Source organism: Allostigmatella hybrida (assembly GCF_020103775.1).
In the GTDB taxonomy this organism is placed as follows: domain Bacteria; phylum Myxococcota; class Myxococcia; order Myxococcales; family Myxococcaceae; genus Hyalangium; species Hyalangium aurantiaca.
In genome coordinates, this window is sequence record NZ_JAHXBH010000025.1 from 89,910 (window position 1) to 111,640 (window position 21,731).

Sequence of the window (21,731 nt, forward strand, 5' to 3'; positions counted from 1 at the left end):
TCGGGAGACCTCCATGAGAGGGCCCGCCCGCCCCCCTTCACCTGGTGACTGCCGTTCGCCAGGCGGTGACAGCAGCCATCACCGGTAGACTCGGCGGGGCTCGGCGCGATTCAGCGCCGCACAGGGAGAGGGCATGGACCGGCTGCAAGAGGCACTCGAGGCATGGCGCCGGGAGCTGGGCGAAGCGCACGTGCTCGCCGACGAGGCGACGCTCGCCCGCGCCCGCACGGCCACCTTCGCCACCACCCAGGCGGTCGGCGCGGTGCTGCGCCCCGGAAGCCCTCAAGAGGTGCGCGCATGTGTACAGATCGCCCACCAGATGCGGGTGCCCATCACGCCGGTGAGTGCCGGGCGCAACCAGGGCTATGGCTCACGGGTGCCCGCCCAGAATGGGGTGCTGGTGGAGCTGGGCCGGATGAACCGCGTGCTCGAGTTCAACGAGGAGCTGGCGTACCTCACCGTGGAGCCGGGCGTCACGTTCGCGCAGGCGCATGCCTTTCTGGAGGCGCAGGGCTCGCGGCTGCAGCTGGCCACCATTGGTGGGCCGCCCCAGGCGAGCCTCATCGGCAACGCGCTCGAGCGGGGGGATGGCATGGGGCCCTCCGGGGACATCTTCCAGCACGTGTGTGGCCTGGAGGTGGTGCTGCCCACCGGTGAGTGCCTCCGCACCGGGCCCGGGCGCTACCCCCAGGCCCAGGCGGCGTCCGTGCTGCGCTGGGGCGCGGGCCCCGCGCTGGATGGGCTCTTCAGCCAGTCGAACCTGGGCATCGTGACGCGGATGACCTTCTGGCTGGCGCCGCGGGCGGCCTGCCTCCGGCTGGTCTCGGGCATCATCGAGGATCCCTTCCAGCTGGGCCCGGTGGTGGAGCGGCTGCGGCAGTTGCGGCTGGAGGGCACCCTGCGCGAGGCCTTCTCGCTGTGGAACGACTACAAGGTCTTCTCCGTGCTGGGCCAGTACCCGTGGGAGGCGGCCCGGGAGCTCACGCCGCTGCCCGAGACGCAGCGCCAGAAGCTGCGTGCCGAGTGGAACGTCTTCCCCTGGCACCTGAACTGCGTGCTCGAGGCCCCGAGCGAGGCCCAGGCCCGGGCCGCCCAGGAGCGGGTGGAGCACGTGTTGAAGGACGCCCTGCCCTCCCTCACCTTCCTGCGGGAGGAAGAGGTGGGCCCCGGGCGGCTGCGGCAGCCACCCTCGGCGCGCAACCTGCGGATGATGTACTGGCGCAAGCGCACGCCCCTGCCCGAGGTGCCGGAGCCGGAGCGTGACGGGTGCGGCTTCATCTGGCTGTCCTGCGCGGTGCCAATGGCGGCCTCCCATGTGGAAACGGCCCTGGCGCTCGCCGAGCCCATTCCGCTGCGCTTCGGCTTCGAGCCCAACCTGTGCGTGCTGGGCGTCTCGGCACGGTGTGCCTACCTGGTGGTGGCGATCATCTATGACCGGGAGGCCGAGGGAGAGGATGCACGCGCGATGGCGTGCCACCACGCGCTGCAGCAAGCGCTGGGGGAAGCGGGCTACTACCCGGCGCGCCTGGGCATCCAGTCACCGGTGCTTCCCTTCGCGCCGGAGGATGACTCCCCGGCGGTGCTGAGGACGCTCAAGGCCGCGCTGGACCCTCACGGCATCCTCGCGCCGGGGCGCTACCTGCCCTGATCCCGGGGGGCAGTCTTCAGTAGCCCAGGGGGACCCATTTCCTGCGAGGAATGGCCCGGCGCGTCCCGTCTTCCTCGGCCAGGCTCTGGATGAGCTGGCGCGCATTGAAGAGCCCCGCCCCATAGGCACCGGCGAAGGAGCCGTTGTACATCGCCCTCCCACTGGCCTCTCCCCCGAAGTACAGGCGGTTCACGCCACGGGGCAGCTCGGTCCCCGTCTTCGGGTCGAGCTCGTAGAAGGAGATGGCGTCGCGCATGGCCCAGGCGCCAGGCTGGGCCGCGGAGTACGCACCGGCCGACCAGGGGTCCAGGCTCCAGCGCGTCATGCTGCCCCTCAACGGAAGAAGCGCGCGTTCTACCAGGACTTTCCGTGAAGCCAAGACCGTGACGCGCCCGCCCGGCGCGTGGGCATTAAGATGCCCAGCGATGCCCATCAAGACCCGGCGCTGGGTCGTGCCCGCGGAGCCGGACGACGGCCTGCGGGTGCTGATCTGCCGCTACAGACCGCGCGGTGTAACCAAGGCGAAGGAGACCTGGGATGTGTGGATGCGGGAGCTTGCGCCCAGTCCCGCGCTCTTCGATGCCTTCTATGGCAAGGGCCAGACGCCCATCACCCTGGACGTCTACCGCGAGCGCTATCTCCAGGAGATGCAGGCCCAGCAGGACACGATCGCCGGGCTGGCGGCCCGGGTGGACCGGGGCGAGACGGTGACCCTGCTCTGCTCCAAGGACTGCATCCTGGAGCAGGTCTGCCACCGCAGCCTCCTGGCCGGGCTGATCGAAGCGGCCCGGAAGCGGTGAGGCTACTCGCCCCGCTTCTTCTTGCCCCGCGCCACCTCGGTGGCCAGCGCATCCAGCCGGTGCGTCCAGAACACGCGGAAGCGCTCCAGCCAGGCGTCCACCTCCGCCAGGGGCGCGGCGTCCATGGCATAGAGCCGCCGGGGCCCGTCCACCCGCACCGTGGCGAAGCCGCTGTCCCGCAGGACCTTCAGGTGCTGCGAGACGGCCGACTGGGTGATGCCGAACTCGCGCTGAACGACGGCGACAATCTCACCCGAGGCGTGCTCGCCCTCCGCCAGCAGTTCGAGGATGCGGCGGCGAACCGGATCGCCCAGGACGTCGAAGGCATGCATCAGCCGCCCGTATAGAACGCCGCCGTGCGCTCGGCCATCCCACGGGCCACCTCCGGCGCCTCGCCCGCCGCCACGTGGGCCGCAGCCCAGGCCTCGGCGCTTGCGCGCATGAAGGCCTTGGCCTCGTCCGAGGCCATCCAGGCGGGATCCGCTTCCGGAGGAATGCCACCGCCGCTCTCGATGTGGCGGCCCAGGCCCAGGAAGCCCAGCTCCCAGCCCACGCCCACGGCGGCCGGCCCGTACTTCTTCCAGTGATCCTCCATGACGCCCTTGGGCATGATGTGCTCCAGCGTCAGCCGCGTGGCCTTGCCCTCCTCGGCCAGGCGGACGGTCACCCAGCTCATGCCGCCCCCGAACTCCCAGGTGATGTCGAAGGCCTTGGGCGGCTCACACCGGGTGATGGTGCCTCCCGCGTTCCCCTTGAGCTGATACCGGCCGCCCAGGCGCAGCTCGCCCTCGATGGGCGTGAACCAGCGGGGGATGCGCTCCGCGTTGGTCACGGCCTCCCACAAGTCCTCGGCGTGGGTGTGGTAGAGGCGGCTGGCAATCACCACCCGGGCCTGCTTGCCCTCGTGCTCGCGCTCGACGAATCCCCGGACCTCGGCGCCAATGGCCTTGTGCAGCATGAGTGTGAACCTCCCGTTCCTGCAATCACTACAGCTGCCCCTTATATTAGCCTCGACTTAAACGACTGCAAGCGGAAGCTTCCTTGCCCGCCTGGCCGCGTGGACACAACGCTCCTTCTGGCTGCCATTTCCGTGGCCCCGTCCTGTTGATGTGATGGCTTTGCTATTGCCACCAAGTTACATATACCCGGTGACAGAGACGGTGGCGCCTGGCGTGCCGCCGCATGGAATCCGCGCGAGGGAAGCATGTCCGACGTTGTGAACACCGGCGCCCTGGAGGCGATCGGACTCGAGCACCGCTATGGGTCGAAGACCGTTCTCCGGGGGCTGAACTTCACCGTGGCGCCTGGACAGATTTACGCCCTGCTCGGCGGCAACGGCGCGGGCAAGTCGACAACGCTCAGCATCTTCCTGGGCCTGGTCCACCCGTCCGCGGGGCAGGCCCGGGTCTGTGGCCACGACGTGGCGGCCGGCCCCCGGGCTGCCCGGTCGCGGCTCGCCTACGTCCCCGAGAACGTGGCCCTCTACGAGCACCTCAGCGCCCGCGAGAACATCGACTACTTCCTGACCATCGCGGGGAGCGCGGAGCGGTCGCCGCCGCACATCGATGAGGCGCTGGATGCGGTCGGGCTGGCTCGCGAGGCCTGGGACACGCGCGTGGGCGGCTTCTCCAAAGGCATGCGCCAGAAGGTGGCCATCGCGCTCGCCATCGCCCGGCGCGTGCCGGTGCTCCTGCTGGACGAGCCCACCTCCGGTCTGGACCCCCGGGCCACGGGCGGCTTCAACCGGCTGCTGGACACGGCCCGCGCCCGGGGCGTGGCCACCTTGATGGTGACGCATGATCTGCTGAGCGCCGCCGAGATCGCCGACCGGATCGGCTTCCTGGCGCAGGGGCGGCTCGAAGAGGAGCTGGCCGCCACCGGCACGGAGCGGTTCGATGTGAGGGCCCTGCATCAGCGCTACGCCCAGGCCGGGGAGGCCCCATGAGCCTCCGGGGCGCGAGGGTGTGGCGGGTCGCCACCGAGGAGTGGCGGGCGCTGGTGCGAAACCGGGTGGCGATGATCGCCAGCCTGACGCTCGTGGCCCTGCTCGTGACTTCCGCCCTCCTGGGGACCGAGCAGCGCAACGCCACCGAGGCGGCCCGGGCCCGCTACCAGGCCACGGCGGACGAGGCATTCGACGCCCAGCCCGACCGCCATCCGCACCGGATGGTCCACTATGGGCAATTCGTCTTCCGGCCGATCTCGGCGCTGGCCTTCTTCGATCCGGGGGTGGACGGCTTCACCGGCAACACGGTGTTCCTGGAAGGCCACCGGCAGAACAGCGCCAACTTCAGCGAAGCGCGGCAGTCCTCGCTGCTCCTGCGGTTCGGCCAGCTGACACCGGCCTTCGTGCTGCAAACCCTCGCCCCGCTGCTCATCATCTTCCTGGCCTTCGGCGCCGTCGCACGCGAGCGCGAGCAGGGAACCCTGCGGCTGCTGCTGGCCCAGGGGCTGGCGCCCTCGGAGCTCGCCGCGGGCAAGCTGGTGGCCTACGCCGGTGTGGTGGCCGCGATTGCCGCGCCGGCGCTCCTGGTGCTCGCCGCGGCGGCGCTCGCGGGTTGGGCCCCCTCGGCCCCCAGCCTGCTGATGGTGTCCGGCTATCTGGTCTACCTGCTCATCTGGGCCGCCGCGGCCCTGCTCGTGTCGCTGCTGGCCCGGCGGGCCCGGGACGCGCTGATCGTCCTGGTCGCGGTCTGGATGAGCGGCGTCATCCTCGCGCCCCGCATCCTTCCCGAGCTTGCCCTGGCGCGGCTCCCGGCACCGGCGCGTATCGAGACGGACGTGGCCATCCACCATGAGCTCAAGCAGATCGGCGACAGCCACAATCCGGATGATCCCTACTTCGCCAGCTTCAAGGCGAAGACCCTCACCCAGTATGGCGTCGAAAAGGTCGAGGATCTGCCAGTCCAATGGGGAGGTCTGGTCGGCATGGAAGGCGAGCGTCTGACGAGTGGGTTGTTCGACCGCCACGCAAAGGAAGCCTTCGAGCGCGAGGCTGGGCAGAACCGGCTCGTGCGCCAGTTCGGCGCCGTCAGCCCGCTCATCGCCGTGCGCCAGCTCTCCATGAGCCTGGCCGCCACCGACACCGAGAGCCATCAGGACTTCCTCGAACAGGTGGAACAGCACCGTTACCGTTTCGTCCAGGCGCTGAACCTCCTGCAGGTGACGAAGATCCCGAACAAGAACGCCGGCGCCGATCCCCGGCTCTCCGCGGACCATTGGAAGACACTGCCGGGCTTCACCTACCGGAAGCCGGAGGTGCTCCAGCTCGCGGGCGAGCGCATCCACACCAACCTGCTGGTTCTGGTCTGCTGGCTGGCGGCCCTGCTCATGGGGTGCGCGCTGGCGGCCCGCCGTCTCGGGGAGGCCACGCGATGAGTGCCTGGAAAGCAGACTTCCGGTTGTTGATCCGGGCGCCGTTGAGCGCGGGCGCACTGCTGCTTCTCTTTGTCCTGGCGTCCCTGTCGGTGGCCGCGGGCCTCGCGGCCACGGCCCGGCAGGAGGCCCTCATCGGCCGGGTGGAGGCTGCCCAGCAGCAGGATCTGGTCTCGGTGGCCAAGGACTACGCCAAGCCCGGCGGGGACGCGGGCTCCGCCGCCTATTACACCTTCCACCTCACGTCGGATCCGCCGTCCCCCCTGGCCTTCGCGGCCCTCGGGCAGCGGGATGTACAGCCCTATGTCCTGCGGGTGCGGCTGCTCGGCCTGCAAGCCCAGCTCTACGAGTCCGAGACGTTGAACCCGGAGCTGGCGCTCCCGGGCGCTTTCGACTTCGCCTTCGTGCTGACCTACCTGGCGCCCCTGGTTCTCATCGCCCTGATGCACGACCTGGTGTCGGGCGAACGGGAGGCCGGGCGGCTCCGGCTCCTGGTCTCCTTGCCCGCGTCCGGCGCCGGGGTGTGGGTGCGCCGCAGCGTCCTGCGCTATCTGCTGGTCCTCGGCGCCCTGCTGGTGCCGCTCGCGGCCGGTGCGGTGTGGAGCGGAGCCCCGGTGGCGGGGACCTTCGCGATCGCCCTGACCACGGCGCTCTATGGGGCGTTCTGGATGGGACTGGCGCTGTGGGTCACCGCCCGGGGCCGGAGCTCGGCGGCCAATGGCGCCACGCTGGTGGGCTGCTGGATCGTCCTGACCCTGCTGGTGCCCGCGCTGGGCAACGCCGTGATTTCCCGCGCCATCCCCGTGGCCAAGGGCGTTGACTTGACCCTGGCCCAGCGGGAGCGGGTGCACCGCGCCTGGGACATTCCCAAGGAGGACACCTTCCGTCCCTTCTTCGCCAAGCATCCCGAGTGGCGAGACACGCCACCAGTCACAAGCCGCTTCCATTGGAAGTGGTACTACGCCATGCACGAGGTGGGCGACGATGGGGTCGCCGCCGAGGCCGCGGACTACCGCCAGAGCCTGATGGCCCGCGAGGCGTGGACGGCCCGCCTCGGCTGGTTCCTCCCGGCGGCCGCCGTGCAGACGGTTCTCCACCGGGCCGCGGACAGCGACCTGCGGGCCCACCTGGCGTACCAGGGCAGCATCGAGCGGTTTCACACCCAACTGCGCGGCTATTACTACCCGTACCTGTTCCAGGAGCGGCCGTTCGAGAAGGCCGACTTCGAGCAGACGCCCCGCTACCCACCCCGGCCGTCGAGCGCATCCCTGCCGATCTCTTCGATGCTCGGACTGCTGGTGTTGGCGGCGCTCGCCGCCGGTGCCGCCGTGACCGGCGTGCGGACCCTGTCGCCGTCCGCAGCCCGGGAGTGAGAGGTATTGGCTCCTTGAGAGACATTGATAACGGGACAGCCTTTGAACAGGTTTGTTCTCCGGATTTCATTTCTCAGAAAGAGAGACACCCGGGCGTGAATTGAACTTTTGTTTACAGTCGTGCATCATGTTTCGAGCCGGGCTGAAAGCTTGTGACGCAAGCACGCCGGCGCTCTCGCGGGTCTGTCCACGCTGCCCGGCGGGCCCGTTCTCGGGGTCAAAACACGATGACGACATCTGCAACCCGGTCTTCCGGACCGGTCCCTCGTGCGCGCAGCGCCCGGGTGCTCGGCGCGGTCTGGCTCATGGCTTTGCTGGCCTGCGAAGGCCCTGGAAGTCTCCCCTCGCCGCAGGCCCCCGGCGAGCCCCAGGCCTCGGCCCCGCTCCACAAGGTCCAGCTCAGCGCGGAGCAGGCCGCACGCTGGAAGCAGCGCGGCACGCCCTACCGGCTCATTGGCGACTACGGCTCCTTCCAGTTCGTGCAGGTGGAGGAGGCGGTGCTCGCCACCCTTCCCGCCTCCGAGACCGTGGAGCTGAAGGATGAGTCCAACCAGCTCCTGCTGAACGCGGGCGTCATCGACACCGCTTCGGCGCACGGCCAGTCCCTGCGCAGCATGAAGTCCCGAGCCGCCGGCAAGCGCCTGCACCTGGTGCAGTTCGCCGGCCCCATCCTGCCCGAGTGGTACCAGGCGCTGGAGGCCACGGGCGTCCAGGTCATCACCTACCTCCCCCACAATGCCTACCTCGTCTATGGCAGCGCGGACGCGATGGACCGGCTGGAGGCCCATGTGCGCGAGGCCCGCGCCATCCAGTGGGACGGCGGCTACCTCGACGACTACAAGCTCCACCCCTCCGCCCTCAAGGGCGCCACGCCCACCTACACCGTGCAGCTTGTGCGCGATGAGCGGGAGAACGCCACCACGCTGGAGCTCATCCGCCAGCTCCAGTCCCACGAGGGGCGCATCCGCGAGGTGCCCGGCTACATCAACGTGACGGCCTCGCTGTCCTTGCCGCAGCTCTACGGCATCGCCTCCCGGCCGGACGTGGTGTCCATCCAGCCGTACTTCACGCCCCGGAAGGTCGATGAGCGGCAGAACATGATCCTCGCCGGTCAAATCACGGGCAACGGGCCCTCCGGCCCGGGCTACCTGGCGTGGCTGGCCTCCAAGGGCTTCACCCAGGCGCAGTTCACCGCCTCCGGCTTCGGCGTGGACGTGTCGGACAGCGGCCTGGACAACGGCACGCAGGTGCCCAACCACTTCGGCCTGTACACGGCCGGAGACATCAACGCCGCGGGCCGCGTCGTCTACAACCGCCTGGAGGGCTCCGCGAACTCCGGCAGCACGATTCAGGGCTGCGATGGCCACGGCACCCTGAACGCCCACATCGTCGCGGGCTACGCCAGCCTCTCGGGCGCGCCCTTCACCGACGAGACGGGCTTCACCCACGGCCTGGGCGTGGCGCCCTTCGTGAAGGTGGGCTCCTCGGTGGTGTTTGATCCCGCGAACTTCACCAACCCCGACTACGAGGATCTCCAGTCGCGTGCGTACCGCGATGGCATGCGCATCAGCAGCAACAGCTGGGGCGCGGAGGACAACAGCTACGACGCCGACGCACAGGCCTATGACGCGCTGGTGCGCGATGCGCAGCCCACGGGCTCGGCCGTGCCCACGCCGGGCAACCAGGAGATGGTCATCCTCTTCGCCGCCGGAAACTCCGGCTCGGGCGCCAACACCGTGGGCACGCCCGCCACCGCGAAGAACGTCATCACCGTGGGCGCCTCCGAGAACGTGCGGGCCTTTGGCGCTCCGGACCTGTGTGACACCCCCGACAGCGAGGCGAACAGCCTCAACGACATCGCCTCCTTCTCCAGCCGCGGCCCCACCTCCGACGGCCGCAAGAAGCCGGACCTCGTGGCCCCCGGCACGCACGTGGCCGGCGGCGTGGCCCAGGCGGCCGGCCAGCGCGCCAACCCGCCCGCGGTCGCCACCGGCAAGGCGCTCAGCTGTTTCAACGCGGGCGGCGTCTGCGGCGGCCCCGGCAACGATTACTACCCGGTGGGCCAGCAGTGGTACACGGCCTCCTCCGGCACCAGCCACTCCACCCCGGCGGTGGCTGGCGGCGCGGCGCTCGTGCGCCAGTACTTCATCAACCAGGGTCTCCCTCCGCCCAGCGCGGCGATGACGAAGGCCTACCTGATGAACTCCGCCCGCTACCTGACGGGCACCGGGGCCAACGACAACCTGTTCTCCAACAATCAAGGCATGGGGCTCATGGATCTGGGCGCCGCCTTCGATGGCACCGCGCGGGTGCTCTCGGACCAGGAGCCCGCCCAGCTCTTCACCGCCAGCGGCCAGAGCCGCTCCTTCGTCGGTGCCGTCCAGGACACCTCCAAGCCCTTCCGCGTCACGCTGGCGTGGACGGACGCGCCGGGCTCCACCACCGGCAGCGCCTGGAAGAACAACCTGGACCTCTCCGTGACCGTGGGCGGCGTCACCTACAAGGGCAACGTCTTCACCAAGGGCGCCTCCGTCACCGGCGGCACGGCGGATGAGCGGAACAACGTGGAGAGCGTCTTCCTGCCCGCGGGCACCTCGGGCTCCTACACCGCCACGGTGACCGCCACCAACATCAACTCGGATGGTGTGCCCGGCAACGGCTCGGCGCTGGATCAGGACTTCGCGCTCATCGTCTACAACAACTGCTCGACGCCCGGCCCCGTGCCCACCGGCGTGACGGCCACCCCCACGGGTGACAACCGCATCGAGGTCGGCTGGACGCCCGATGGCTCCGCCTCCCGCTACACCGTCTACCGCGCCACCTCTCCTGGGGGCCCCTATACCCTCGTGGGCGAGGCGGCGGCGCCCCCGTATGCCGACACCCAGGTGTCCGGCGGCACCACCTATTATTACGTGGTGCGCGGCGTGGCCTGCGCCGAGTCCGCCCCCTCCGCGGAGGCCTCCGCCACGGCCACGGGGACGTGCACGTACCTGCCCACCTTCACGGGCCTCTCCTCCGTCACCAATGCCGGCACCGCGACGTGCGGCACGTCCCTCACCTGGAGCGCGGCGGCCCCTGGCTGCGGCGGCTCGATGAGCTACTCCGTCTATAGGAGCACCGGGCAGGGCTTCACGCCGTCCGCCATCAACCGGATCGCCACGGGCGTGACGGGCACCAGCTTCTCGGACACGCTGAACCTGACGAGCGGCACCGTCTACCACTATGTGGTCCGCGCCACCGAGACGAGCGCCAGCGGCGCCGTGGAGGAGACGAACACCGTCACGAAGTCCTCCGTGACGACGGGCGCCGTGACGCCGGGCGTGCGCTACTTCGATGACTTCGACGCCAACCGGCCCCCGAACGCCTCCTCGTACTGGACCACCTCGACCAACTCGGGCAGCGCGCTGACGTACAGCATCGTCACTGGGTGCCGCTACCAGTCGGCCACCAAGGCGTACCGGTTCGGCTCGACGTCCACCGCCTGCGCCACCACCTACCCCACCAACACCCAGGTGAACCTGGTGCTGGGCGGCACGGGCTCCGTGGCTGGCATCAACGGCTTCTCCATCCCGGCCACCGCCATCAACCCGGAGCTGACGTTCCACGTCTGGTACGACATCGAGGCGAACTACGACGGCGTCTACCTCGCCTACAACACCACCTCGGCCTCCAGCACATGGATCGACGTGTCCGACGCCGCGTCCACCACGGCGCCCTACATCTCGGCGGGTGGCTATGACGGCGTGCTCGTCAGCAACCTGTCGCGGCGCGTCTGGACGGGCGCCAACAAGGGCACGAACGGCGCGCTCAAGACCGTCACCGTCAACCTGAAGGCCATGGCGGGCAAGAAGGTCTGGTTCGCCTTCCGGACCTACTCCGACAACATCTCCACCGCCGAGGGCTTCTATGTGGACGACGTCCGCCTCACCGCGGACTCGGCGGCCACCTGCACGACGTCGGCGCCGCCCCCCGGGCCCGCCGTCAGCTACCGGCTGAACGGACTGCCCACCACCTCCCCGGCCGGCGTGCCCGTCTCCTTCACCGTCACGGCGCTCGATGCGGTGGGACAGACCGCCACCGGCTACACCGGCAGCGCCGCGTTCACGAGCACCGACGCGCAGGCGGTGCTGCCGCCCCCCACGGCCTTCACCGCGGGCGTGGCCTCCAACGTGCCCATCACCTTCGTGACGCGGGGCCCTCAGTCCGTCACCGCCACGGGCGTGGGGGAGCCGTCGCTCTCGCACAGCGCGGGCACCACCGTTACCGCCGGGCCCGCCGCGCGCCTCGTCTTCACCGTGCAGCCGCCCTCCAGCGCCACCGCGGGCTCATCCCTCTTGCCGTCCCTCAAGGTCGGCCTGGTGGATGCGTTCGGAAACCCGGTGACGACGGGCAGCCAGAGCGTCACCATGACCCTGGGCAACAACCCGGGCGGCAGCACGCTGTCGGGAACCACCACGGCGACGATGAGCTCGGGCGTGGCCACGTTCAGCTCCCTGTCCCTCAACAAGCTCGGCGCCGGGTACACGCTGGTGGCCAATGCCACCGGCCTCACCAGCGCCACCAGCTCGGCCTTCCAGATCAACCCCGCCGCCGCCTCGAAGCTCTCCTTCCTCACCCCGCCCACGGGCGGCACCGCGGGCCAGGTCCTCTCCCCGGCCCTCCAGGTGGCGGTGCTCGACCGGTTCGACAACCTCACCGCCTCCACGGCCAGCATCACCGTGGCGGTGAACACCAACCCCGCAGGCGGCACGCTGTCCGGCACCAAGACGGTGGCGGCCGTGGGAGGCGTGGCCTCCTTCTCCACCCTGTCGCTCGACAAGCCGGGCACGGGCTACAAGCTGGCGGCCACCTCGGGCTCCCTCACCCAGGCGGTCAGCCCCGCGTTCGATGTCTCCGCGGGCGCCCCGGCGCAGCTCGTCTTCACCGCTTCGCCCTCCTCCCCCGTGACCGCGGGCACGGCGTTCCCCGCCCGGGTGGAGGTGCGTGACAGCAACGGCAACATCGTCACGGGCGCCTCCGTGCCGGTGACGCTGACGCTGGACTCCGCGCCTGGTGCCACCCTGAGTGGCACCCTCACCGCCACCCCCGTCAATGGCGTGGCCTCCTTCACGGGCCTCTCCGTGGACAAGGCGGGCACGGGCTACGCCCTCCTGGCGAGCGCCCCGGGCCTGCCGTCCATCCTCTCGGTGGCATTCGGCGTGGAGCCGGGCCCCGCGGTGGCGCTGGGCTTCCTCACCCAGCCTTCCCACTCCGCCTCCGGCGCGATCATCACCCCGGCCGTCCGCGTGGCGCTGTGGGATGCCTTTGGCAACACCGTGACGGCCTCCACCCAGCCCATCACCCTGGCGCTCGAGACGTCTGTCCCGGGCGCGGTGCTGGGCGGGACGGCGGCGGCCACCGTCAATGGCGTGGCCTCCTTCACGGACCTCACCGTTAACAAGAAGGGCACGGACTACCGCCTGAAGGCTACTTCCGGCGCGTTCTCCGCGCTCAGCACGGCCTTCGAGGTGTCGGCGGGCGCGGCGGCCCGGCTCGTCTTCCGCACGGCCCCGGCCTCCACCCCGGCGGGCCAGGAGCTCGCGCCCGTGGAGGTGGAGTTCCAGGACGCGGACGGCAACCGTGACACCGCTGCCTCCGCCCCGGTGACGCTCAGCCTGGGCGGCGCCTCGGGTGGCACGCTGGAGGGCACCGCCACCGTGTCCGCCGTCGAGGGCGTGGCCACCTTCCCGGCCCTCTCCATCCGCCGGGCCGCGCAGGGCTACACGCTCACCGCGCAGTCCACGGGCTTGCCCGAAGCCACCAGCTCGGCCTTCGACATCACACCCGGCCCAGCCGCCGCGCTCGCCTTCCAGGTGCAGCCGGGCCCGGGCGTGGCGGGAGCGGTCCTCACCCCCGCGGTGAAGGTGGCCCTCACCGACGCCTACGGGAACACCGTTCTGGATTCGGCCGAGACCGTCACCCTGGCGCTGAAGACGAACCCCTCCGGAGTCACCCTCGGCGGCACGGCCACGGTGGCGGCCGTCCAGGGCGTGGCCACCTTCGCGGACCTGACCCTCGGCCGCGCCGGGGTGGGCTACACCCTGGAGGCCCGCTCGGGCACGCTGCCCTCCGTGGAGAGCCAGCCGTTCACCCTCTCCGAGCAGCCCGTGTCGCAGCTCGTCTTCCGGCCCCTGCCGGACGCGGGCCACTTCACCGCGGGCGCTCCGTTCCGCGTGCAGGTGGAGGTGCAGGACACGCAAGGCCACGTGCTCGCCTTGGACGGCCTCCGTGTGACGCTGAGCCTGGGAGAGAACCCCGCCCAGGGGGGCACGCTGGAGGGCTCCGTCACGGCCACCACCAGTCGCGGGGTGGCGACGTTCGAGAACCTCTCCGTACACAAGGCCGCCGCCGGGTACACGCTGCTGGCCAGCGCGCCGGAGGCCCAGGGCGCCACGAGCGCTCCGTTCACCGTCGTCGCGGGCCCGGCGGCGCGCCTCACGCTGGAGCTGCCGGCCAGCGCCACCGTGGGACAGGCGGTGGCGTTCACCGCCACGGCGGTCGATGCCTACAACAACCTGGCCAGTACCTACGAGGGCACGGTCCAGACGTCGAGTTCGGATGCGCAGGCGGTCCTGCCGGGCCCCACGGCCTTCGTGCAGGGCGCGATGCCCGCGGGCGCCACCGTGACGTTCACCGGCACGGGCACGGTGTCGCTCACGCTGACGGACACTGGGAACCCCCTGCTGACCGTCACCGCGCAGACCACGGTGACGCGGCTGGCCCAGCCCACGGTGGCCATCACCGAGCCTCAGGGCGGCACCACCGTCTCCGGCCCGGTGAAGCTCACCGCCGAGGGCGCGGTGGCCGAGGGCACCCTGCTCGTTCAGCTCTCCCTCCTCGTGGATGGGAAGCCCGTGGCCACCGGCACCGAGCCGGTGCTGACGGCCACCTGGGACAGTGACGCGGCCGCCCCGGGCGAGCACGTCATCACCGCGGTCATCACCGACGGCGCGGGCAACACGGCCGTGTCCGCCCCGGTGAGCGTCACCGTGAAGGACAGCGGCTGCGGCTGCGGGGCCACCTCGGGGGCGGACGCCGGCTTCTGGCTGGGGGTGCTCGCCCTGACCCAGTACACCTTCGGCCGCCGGCGCCGCGCCCAGGCCGCGTAAGGCCTGCGGGTCCCCCGGGGCGCTTCCACACGCCCCGGGTGGGCCAACAGGCAGGCACACCGGCTGACCGGCTGCTTGCCGTCAGGCGATGTCAGCGGTCCGGGCCGTTTCCACCCTTGGAGCAACGTTCGTAAGCCCCTTCTTCTCAGGAGCAGCTCCCATGATGGTGACGACCCTGACCGAGCAGCCCAGCCTTCTGAAGGCCGCGGCCCTGTTGCCCCCCCGGCTGTCGCTGGGCTCCACCCTGGTGTTCCACGGGCTGAGCAAGCTGAAGAAAGAAGGCGTGGAGCAGACCGCGCCCATGTTCGAGCAGCTGGGGTTCACCCCCGGCAAGCCGTGGGTCATCGCCGTGGGCATCACCGAGGTGGTGTCCGGGGTGAGCGCCATCCTGGGCGTGGCCACCCGCCTCACCGCGCTCGCGGTGCTCGCCACGCAGGCCGTCGCCATCGGCAAGGTGCATGGGCCCAAGGGCTTCGACAACCTCAAGGGCGGCTACGAGTTCAACCTGTCCCTGGTAGGCACCGCGCTGGCCCTGCTGCTCCGGGGCCCGGGCAGCCTCTCGGTGCACAGCGCCCTGGAGACCGCCGCCAAGCGCCGCGAGCTGCGCCGCTTCCAGTTCCTGTCGCGCCAGCGCCGCCGCTCGCGCCTGCTCGACCTGCTGGGCTGAGCCGGGCACTGTCGGGTACTCCACGGCCCCCGCGCCCCGCGGGGCGCCGGGCCCTTGCGGGGGGGATGCCACGCCCCCATCTCGCCTTCATGACTGGAAAAACTTGGGTGGCAGTGGCGGGAGCTCTGTGGCTGTGGGGCTGTGGCGACTCCACCGTGGCGGAGCTGACGGACAGCCAGCAGGCCGCCGTGGACGCCGCGAGCGAGAACCTCTGCGATAACTTCGATGCGTGCGGCAACGTCGGCGAGGGAAAAACCTACGCCAGCCGCAGCGACTGCGAGACGAACCGCAAGGCCTTCTGGAACGAGAAATGGCCCGTGGCGGCCTGCGACAACCGCATCCACGGGGACAACCTCCAGACCTGTCTGGATGCCATCGAGGCGATGAACTGCAACAGCCTTGTGGACGAGCTCCGGGTCATGAACGGAGTGTGTGCCCAGGACAAGGTCTGCGCCGGCGAGTAGCACCCGCCAGGGCCCGTCCCCGGCCGTGACGCCCGGGCAAACCGCCGGGCCCACGGGACCGGGACGCGGCCGGTTCATCCGCCCAGGATTCCGCCCAGCAGCCCACTGCCGCCCCCGCCGCCGCCGGTCCCCCCGCCAGTGCCGCCCAGCAGATCGCCCAGCAGCTCGCTGCCGATGAGCTGGGGCAGCAGGGTGCCCTGGCGCGCCGGCCCGCCGTCCTTGCCCGGCGTGCCGGCCTCCTGCTTGGAGACGAGGACGATTTCCTCCACGGGCACCGGCTCGCCGGCCACCGCGAGCGGGGGCGCCATGAGGGCCATGGCCCCGAACACTGCGGCCAGCAGGGCCACCTGCCGCCCCCCTCCTCCTCGACTCGTCTTCCCGTGCGTCTTCATGTGTGGGTCCTCTCTTCTGCGGAGTGACCCCCTAACAATTGAACCTCTGGTCGCCCGGGAAAACCGGTCCTCCCGGAGTGGAGGGCTGTTGGCTTTCTACACTTTGTAGAGCAAATCCATGTATTTCTTGAGCAGGTCGCTCAGCAGTCCCCGGAAGGGCACGGTGCCCGCCATGCCGTAGACGGGGGCCATGGTGCCCTTCTCCGAGGGGTTCTCTCGGACGTGCGCCACGGCCGCCGCCAGGTCCTCCAGGAACCGCTCCGCCACGCCGTCCTGCGTGTGCCGCAGGGTGACGCACAGGTGGACCGCGGCGGGCTTGTGCAGCCCGTTCAAGTCCCAGCCCTTGGCGCCCATGCGCTCCATCACCTTGTAGATGTCCACCTCGTGCGCGCCAAAGGCGATGACGAACAGGGGGTCTCCCAGCACGTACAGCCCGGGGATGGCCGCGATGCCGTCCTTGAGGCGCTTGGCCGTCTCCAGGATGCGGCGCGTGGCATCCAGGTAGCCCTCCTCGCCCATCGTCACCAGCGTGGCCCAGGCCGCCGCGATGAGCCCGCCGGGGCGGCTGCCCGAGAAGGTGGGCGAGAAGTAGATGCCCCCCGGCCACTCGGTGGCCGTGAAGTACTGGTGCGCGCGCAGCGCCGTGCCCCGGTACAGCACCACCGAGGTGCCCTTGGCCGCGTAGCCGAACTTGTGCGTGTCCGCGGACATCGTCGTCACGCCGGGCAGCTGGAAGTCGAACGGCGGCACCGCGTAGCCCAGGCGCTTGGCCCACGGCAGCACGAACCCGCCCAGGCACGCGTCCGTGTGGAAGCCCAGGCCCCGCTTGCGCGCCAGCTCCGACAGCTCCGCGATGGGATCGATGACGCCGTGGGGGAAGGACGGCGCCGAGCCCACCAGGACGATGGTGTTGCGCGTGAGCGCCCGCCGCGTCGCGGCCACGTCCGCGCGGTGGTCCGCCGCCACCGGCACCCGCACGGCCTTCACGCCGAAGTAGTGCGCGGCCTTGTCGAACGCCGGGTGCGCGCTGGAGGGCAGCACCATCTCCGGCTGGGTGATGCGCAGTTCCTGCCGCGCCCAGTCCCGGTACGTCTTGATGGCGAGCATGATGCTCTCGGTGCCGCCCGAGGAGAGCGAGCCGCAGATGTGCTGCTCCGGGGGCTGGTTCCGGTTGGCCACGGCGGCGCCCAACATGTTCGCCGTCATGGCCACCACCTCGGCCTCGAATTTGGTGGCGCTGGGCCACAGCTCGGCGTGCAGGGGGTTGCTCTGCGAGTGCAGCGCGTACACCTCGTTCACGAAGGCGATGTGGTCCTCGGCCCCGTGGTACACGGCGCCCGAGACGTGCCCCTCCTTCCACCGCTTCTCCTCGCGCGCCTCCAGCCCCGCGAGCTCGCGCAGCACCTCCTCGCGCGGCCGGCCCTGCGCCGGGAGCCGCTCGAAGGAGGGCAGCTCGCCCCGGTAGGGCTTCAGGCGGCCCTCCAGATGGGAGAGCATCGTCCCCGTCTCCTTGTCCAGCCGGGCCCGGACCTGGGGAATGGCCTTGAGGTACTTCTCGGCCACTTCGAGCCACCGCTGCGGCACGTGGGACAGCAAATCCAGATTGGGAAGATCCATGGCGTCCTTCCTGCGGAAGTCCTCGCGCTTGGGGCTCACGCGCTCCTGGAGCGGTTGAGGCGCGCGAAGATGGCCTTGTTGGCCTTGTAGAGGTTCAAGAACTCACCAAACAGCTCGTCGTAGAGCCCGCGGTGGGCACCGTTGGGCTCGTAGGTCTGGGTAATGGGCACCAGCGACGGCATCTCCTCCACCGTCAGGTGCTTGAGCGCCAGCGCCGCCTGGAAGGCCGCGCCCCGGGCGTTGGCCAGCACGGGCTCGTCCACCTGGTGGATGGGCCGGTCCAGCACGTCCGCGAGAATCTGGCACCACACGCGCGAGCGCGCCCCGCCGCCAATCAGCCGGATGCCGTCCAGCTTCCGGCCCAGGAAGGGCTCCACGTAGGACAGCAGCCAGCGGCTGTTGTAGGCCACGCCCTCCATCACCGCGCGCACCAGGTGTCCGCGCGTCGTCTGGAGCGACTGGTTGAAGAACCCGCCGCGCAGGCGCGCGTCCTCCACCGGGGAGCGCTCGCCGTTGAGCCAGGGCAGGAAGATGACCTGATCGCTGCCCGCGGGCACGCGCGCGGCCGCCTCCTCGAAGCGGGCATAAATCTGCTGGGAGTCCGGCGCGGTGGCCGCGTCCTGAGCGTCGAAGAGCAGCGCCTTGAGCTGGGACAGGCAGATGCCGGCGGACTCCTGCTCGTTGAGCAGCAGGTAGCGGCCGGGAAGCGCCGAGGGCACCGTGCCCATCTGGTGCAGGATGTCCGCCTTCTTGTAGGGCACGTGGCAGCTCAGCCACGACGAGGTGCCGATGCACAGGTGCGGCTCGAAGTCGCGCACCGCGCCGGAGCCCACCGCCGCCGCCATGATGTCCGGGGCGCCCGTCACCACCTGCACCCCCTCGGACAGCCCCAGCTCGCGGGCGGCCTCGGGCCGCAGCGGCCCCATGACGGACGCGGCCGGCAGCAGCTCGGGCAGCTTGTCCCGGTGCAGCCCCGTCATCGCCAGGAGGCGCTCGTCATACCCCACCCGCGCCACGTCCCGGTTGTCCGTCACCCAGTGCAGGGTGATGGCGTCATAGGAGGAGGCGAACCGGCCGCTGAGCCGCAGGTTGAGCCAGTCCTTGGGCTCCAGGAACTTGTAGGTGTCGCGGTAGAGCGCCGGGTGCTCGTGCTGGAGGTAGAGGATGTGCCCCACCGGATCCTTGCCGGACATGCTGGGCGCCCCGCCCGTCAGCCGCAGCCAGGTGAAGAGCTTGCCCAGCGCGTAGCCCTCGACGGAGAGCAGGCCCCGGGTGAGCCGCCGGACGTGGGGCGCGCCGCGCGAGTCCATCCACAGAATGGCCGGCCGCAGGGGCTTGCCCTGCGCGTCCACCGCCACCGTGCCGGACCACTGGCTGCTGCAGTTGACGCCCACCACGTCCGCCGCGGACACCCCGTCGCGCGCCAGCAGCCGCCGCGTGCCCCGCACGATGGCCGACCACCAGCTCTCCGGATCCTGCTCCGCGCCCCCTTCCGGCAACAGCGCCAGCGGAAGCGGCTCCACCTCGCCCCCCAGGATGACGCCCCGCGTCGTGACGAGGGCCAGCTTGACGGCCGACGTCCCCAAATCGATGGCCAGGATGGTTGGATTCCCCGCGTTCGGCACCTGTCCCCCTCCCATGCGAGCGGCGCGGGGAGTCTACCCGAACCCACCTGGGGCCAACGGGAAACCCGCTCAAACGTTATTGGTGTAAAAAGCCAGCTATCGTGGAATAATGGGGTTCGTTCCCCTGAAGCTGGAAAGCGAGTCCCCCCATGTCGCTCGGAACCCTCCCCCGCCGGTCCCTCCTGCAAGGAGCGCTGGTGGCCACGGCCGCGGCATTCAACCCCATCAGCCGCAGTTGGGCGTCCAACGGCGAGCCCGGCACCCTGAGCGTGCCCACGTTCGATGGCCAACTGCTGCTGGACGCGGCGGTGCGGGAGCAGGCCGCGGACGACTTCGGCCACAGCGTGCACCGCACGCCCTGGGCGGTGCTCGTGCCGGGCTCGGTAGACGACATCGTGAAGGTGATTCGCTTCGCGCGGCTGCACCAGCTGAAGGTCTCCGGCACGCGCGGCATCGGCGAGAGCCACAGCACCCAGGGCCAGGCCCAGGTCGAGGCCGGCGTGCTCATCGACATGTCCGCCCTGGCCACCATCCACGAAGTCACCGCCAACAGCGCCTGGGTGGACGCGGGCGTGCGGTGGATTCAGCTGCTGCAGGCCACCGTGCCGGTGGGCCTGAGCCCCCCGGTGCTCACGGACTCCATCGATCTGAGCGTCGGCGGCACGCTGTCGGTGGGCGGCATTGGCGGGCAGGCGTTCCGCCATGGCCTCCAGGTGGACAACGTGCTGGAGCTGGAGGTGGTGACGGGCCGGGGCGAGCGGGTGAACTGCTCCCCGTTCCACCGCAAGCCGCTGTTCGACGCCGTGCGCAGCGGGCTGGGCCAGTTCGGCATCATCGTCCGGGCGAAGCTCCGGCTGGTGCCCGTGCCCCCCCTGGCCCGCACCTACACGGCGGCGTACGCGCAGCTCTCGGGGCTCGTGGCGGACCAGCGGAAGCTCATCGAGGATGGCCGCTTCGACTACGTGGAGGGCTCCATCTCGCTGGCGGGGGGCGTGCGCACCTACCACCTGGAGGCGGTGAAGTACTTCCGCCCGGAGGCCCCGCCGAACGATGCGGCGCTGCTCCAGGGCCTGTCCTTCCAGCCCGGCACGGTGGCGGTGCAGGACAGCACCTACTTCGACTTCACCAACCGCCTAGCCCCGATGGTGGAGCAGCTCAAGAGCCTGGGCGCGTGGCAGCTCCCCCACCCCTGGCTGAACGTGTTCGTCCCCGGGCGCTCCGTCACCGCCTATGTGGAGCAGGTGCTCAACCAGACGTCCGATGAGGAGCTGGGCCAGGGCCCCATCCTGCTCTACCCCTTCCACAACCGCGAGCTCACCGCGCCGTTCCTCCGCGTGCCGGCCGACCAGCACACCTTCCTGCTGTCCCTGCTGCGCACCGCCGTGCCCCCCACCCCGGAGAACGTGGAGGCGCTGCTCGCGAAGAACCGGCTGTTCCTCAAGCAGCTCGCGGACATCGGCGGCAAGGCCTACCCCATCAGCTCCGGCCCGCAGACGCCCGCCGAGTGGAGCGAGCACTTCCAGCCCCTGTGGGGCCTGTTCCAGTCCTCCAAGTGGGCGTTCGACCCGGACCTCGTCCTCACCCCGGGTCAGCGGATCTTCTGAGCGCCGGGGCCTCGTCTCCCCTCCAGGCCCGGAGGAAGTCCGAGCACAGATAGGCGTAGACCCCCGCGCCCACCGCCAGGGCGAAGGAGATTTTAAAGGCCACCGACAACCGGGGCGGATGAATCTGCGACACGGTGCCCTCGATGAAGCCCGCGAGCACGAAGAGCACCAGGGTGCCGAACAGCAGCTTCACCGCCGTCACTGCCTCCTGGCGCAGCGCCACGCCCCGGGGCAGCCCCTTGGGCGCCGCCATGCCCCGGGCGATGACGAGCCCCGCGGCGCCGGCGATGCAGATGGCGGTGAGTTCCGGAATGCCGTGCGGGAGGATCCACGCCCAGAACCAGCCCGCGAGCCCCTTGGCGGCGTACACCTGCGCGAGCGCCCCGAGCAGCAGGCCGTTCACGAAGAGCATCAGCGCGGTGCCAATCCCCACGGTGATGCCCAGCGCGAAGGCCAGGAACGCCACCTGGATGTTGTGGGTGAACAGAAAGGAGGAGAACGTCGCCTGAGCCTCCACCGACATGCCCGGCCCGTTGGCCTCCTGGGCGGCACGCTCGGAAGGGTCGATCTTCAGGTGGTCCTCCGGCACGAGGTAATGCGCCGCGTCCGGGTCCATCACCATGCCCAGGTAGCCAAAGCCCGCCCCCGCCATCAGCAGCAGCACCGAGGCCAGGTACATGCGCCACTCGCGCCGCAGCAGCGCCGGGAAGCCGCGCGAGACGAACGCCCACACGTCCGCGAGGCGGGGGCGCTTGCCCGGGTAGGTGAGCGCGTAGGCGCGGCCCACCAGGTCATTGAGGTAGGCGTTCACCTCGGCGGAGCCGCTGCGGGCGCGGACCCACAGCAAGTCACTGGAGACGGCCCGGTACAGCTTCCCGAGCGAGCGCGCCTCCTCCAGGCTCAGCTCCCGCAGGCCCCGGTTCTCCGCCTTGTCGAGCAGCGACTCCAGCTTCTCCCAGCGGGGGCGCCGCGCCTCGATGAACTCCGCCACGTCCATGGGCGCGGACTCTAGCCTGTC

At 70.5% G+C, this 21,731-nt stretch carries 16 protein-coding genes; 9 read left to right on the forward strand and 7 right to left on the reverse strand.

Annotated features, from left to right (window positions below; genetic code table 11):
- Positions 1–133 precede the first annotated feature (133 nt).
- Positions 134–1,648 (forward strand): FAD-binding oxidoreductase, encoded by a 1,515-nt coding sequence (locus KY661_RS28770; protein ID WP_225413263.1) that lies wholly within the window; start codon positions 134–136, stop codon positions 1,646–1,648.
- Between the two features lie 16 nt (positions 1,649–1,664).
- Here the strand turns inward: KY661_RS28770 and KY661_RS28775 are convergent, their stop codons facing one another.
- Entirely contained in the window at positions 1,665–2,081 is a 417-nt protein-coding gene (locus KY661_RS28775) for an FAD-dependent oxidoreductase (protein WP_225413296.1), read from the reverse strand.
- Between KY661_RS28775 and KY661_RS28780 the strand changes: the two genes are divergently transcribed.
- On the forward strand, positions 2,074–2,448 hold the full coding sequence (locus KY661_RS28780; RefSeq protein ID WP_225413264.1) for a DUF488 domain-containing protein: 375 nt from the start codon (positions 2,074–2,076) through the stop codon (positions 2,446–2,448). The two genes, KY661_RS28775 and KY661_RS28780, sit on opposite strands and share 8 nt — an antisense overlap.
- A 2-nt stretch (positions 2,449–2,450) precedes the next feature.
- Here KY661_RS28780 and KY661_RS28785 read toward each other — a convergent pair whose 3' ends face one another.
- Both KY661_RS28785 and KY661_RS28790 read right to left on the reverse strand, forming a co-directional pair.
- Complete coding sequence (locus tag KY661_RS28785) at positions 2,451–2,780, reverse strand: ArsR/SmtB family transcription factor (RefSeq protein WP_075005008.1); 330 nt, start codon at positions 2,778–2,780, stop codon at positions 2,451–2,453.
- Positions 2,780–3,406, reverse strand: a complete 627-nt coding sequence (locus KY661_RS28790) for an SRPBCC family protein (protein ID WP_225413265.1) — start codon at positions 3,404–3,406, stop codon at positions 2,780–2,782. Before KY661_RS28790 ends, KY661_RS28785 begins: the two co-directional genes overlap by 1 nt.
- Positions 3,407–3,652: 246 nt before the next feature.
- On the opposite strand from KY661_RS28790, the gene KY661_RS28795 reads away from it, so the two are divergent.
- The 6 genes from KY661_RS28795 (at position 3,653) to KY661_RS28820 (ending at position 15,475) form a co-directional block, all read left to right on the forward strand.
- Positions 3,653–4,393, forward strand: a complete 741-nt coding sequence (locus KY661_RS28795; protein ID WP_225413266.1) for an ABC transporter ATP-binding protein — start codon at positions 3,653–3,655, stop codon at positions 4,391–4,393.
- Entirely contained in the window at positions 4,390–5,826 is a 1,437-nt protein-coding gene (locus tag KY661_RS28800; protein ID WP_225413267.1) for an ABC transporter permease, read from the forward strand. Before KY661_RS28795 ends, KY661_RS28800 begins: the two co-directional genes overlap by 4 nt.
- Positions 5,823–7,196, forward strand: a complete 1,374-nt coding sequence (locus KY661_RS28805; protein ID WP_225413268.1) for an ABC transporter permease — start codon at positions 5,823–5,825, stop codon at positions 7,194–7,196. Before KY661_RS28800 ends, KY661_RS28805 begins: the two co-directional genes overlap by 4 nt.
- Before the next feature lie 305 nt (positions 7,197–7,501).
- Positions 7,502–14,344: a S8 family serine peptidase gene (locus tag KY661_RS28810; RefSeq protein ID WP_225413269.1), complete on the forward strand. Its 6,843-nt coding sequence runs from the start codon at positions 7,502–7,504 to the stop codon at positions 14,342–14,344.
- A gap of 160 nt (positions 14,345–14,504) precedes the next feature.
- Positions 14,505–15,011 (forward strand): DoxX family protein, encoded by a 507-nt coding sequence (locus KY661_RS28815; protein ID WP_225413270.1) that lies wholly within the window; start codon positions 14,505–14,507, stop codon positions 15,009–15,011.
- A 113-nt stretch (positions 15,012–15,124) separates the two neighbouring features.
- Positions 15,125–15,475, forward strand: a complete 351-nt coding sequence (locus tag KY661_RS28820) for a DUF6184 family natural product biosynthesis lipoprotein (RefSeq protein WP_225413271.1) — start codon at positions 15,125–15,127, stop codon at positions 15,473–15,475.
- Between the two features lie 74 nt (positions 15,476–15,549).
- Here KY661_RS28820 and KY661_RS28825 read toward each other — a convergent pair whose 3' ends face one another.
- The 3 genes from KY661_RS28825 to KY661_RS28835 all read right to left on the reverse strand — a co-directional run bounded on the left by KY661_RS28825 (position 15,550) and on the right by KY661_RS28835 (position 19,124).
- Positions 15,550–15,867, reverse strand: a complete 318-nt coding sequence (locus KY661_RS28825; RefSeq protein ID WP_225413272.1) for a hypothetical protein — start codon at positions 15,865–15,867, stop codon at positions 15,550–15,552.
- A 96-nt stretch (positions 15,868–15,963) separates the two neighbouring features.
- Positions 15,964–17,484 (reverse strand): pyridoxal phosphate-dependent decarboxylase family protein, encoded by a 1,521-nt coding sequence (locus KY661_RS28830; RefSeq protein WP_225413273.1) that lies wholly within the window; start codon positions 17,482–17,484, stop codon positions 15,964–15,966.
- A 35-nt stretch (positions 17,485–17,519) separates the two neighbouring features.
- Positions 17,520–19,124, reverse strand: a complete 1,605-nt coding sequence (locus KY661_RS28835; protein ID WP_225413274.1) for a xylulokinase — start codon at positions 19,122–19,124, stop codon at positions 17,520–17,522.
- Positions 19,125–19,258: 134 nt separating this feature from the next.
- On the opposite strand from KY661_RS28835, the gene KY661_RS28840 reads away from it, so the two are divergent.
- Positions 19,259–20,713, forward strand: coding sequence for an FAD-binding protein (locus tag KY661_RS28840; RefSeq protein WP_225413275.1), 1,455 nt, complete (start codon positions 19,259–19,261; stop codon positions 20,711–20,713).
- On the opposite strand, the gene KY661_RS28845 is transcribed toward KY661_RS28840, so the two are convergent.
- On the reverse strand, positions 20,688–21,710 hold the full coding sequence (locus KY661_RS28845) for a stage II sporulation protein M (RefSeq protein WP_225413276.1): 1,023 nt from the start codon (positions 21,708–21,710) through the stop codon (positions 20,688–20,690). The two genes, KY661_RS28840 and KY661_RS28845, sit on opposite strands and share 26 nt — an antisense overlap.
- Positions 21,711–21,731 lie beyond the last annotated feature (21 nt).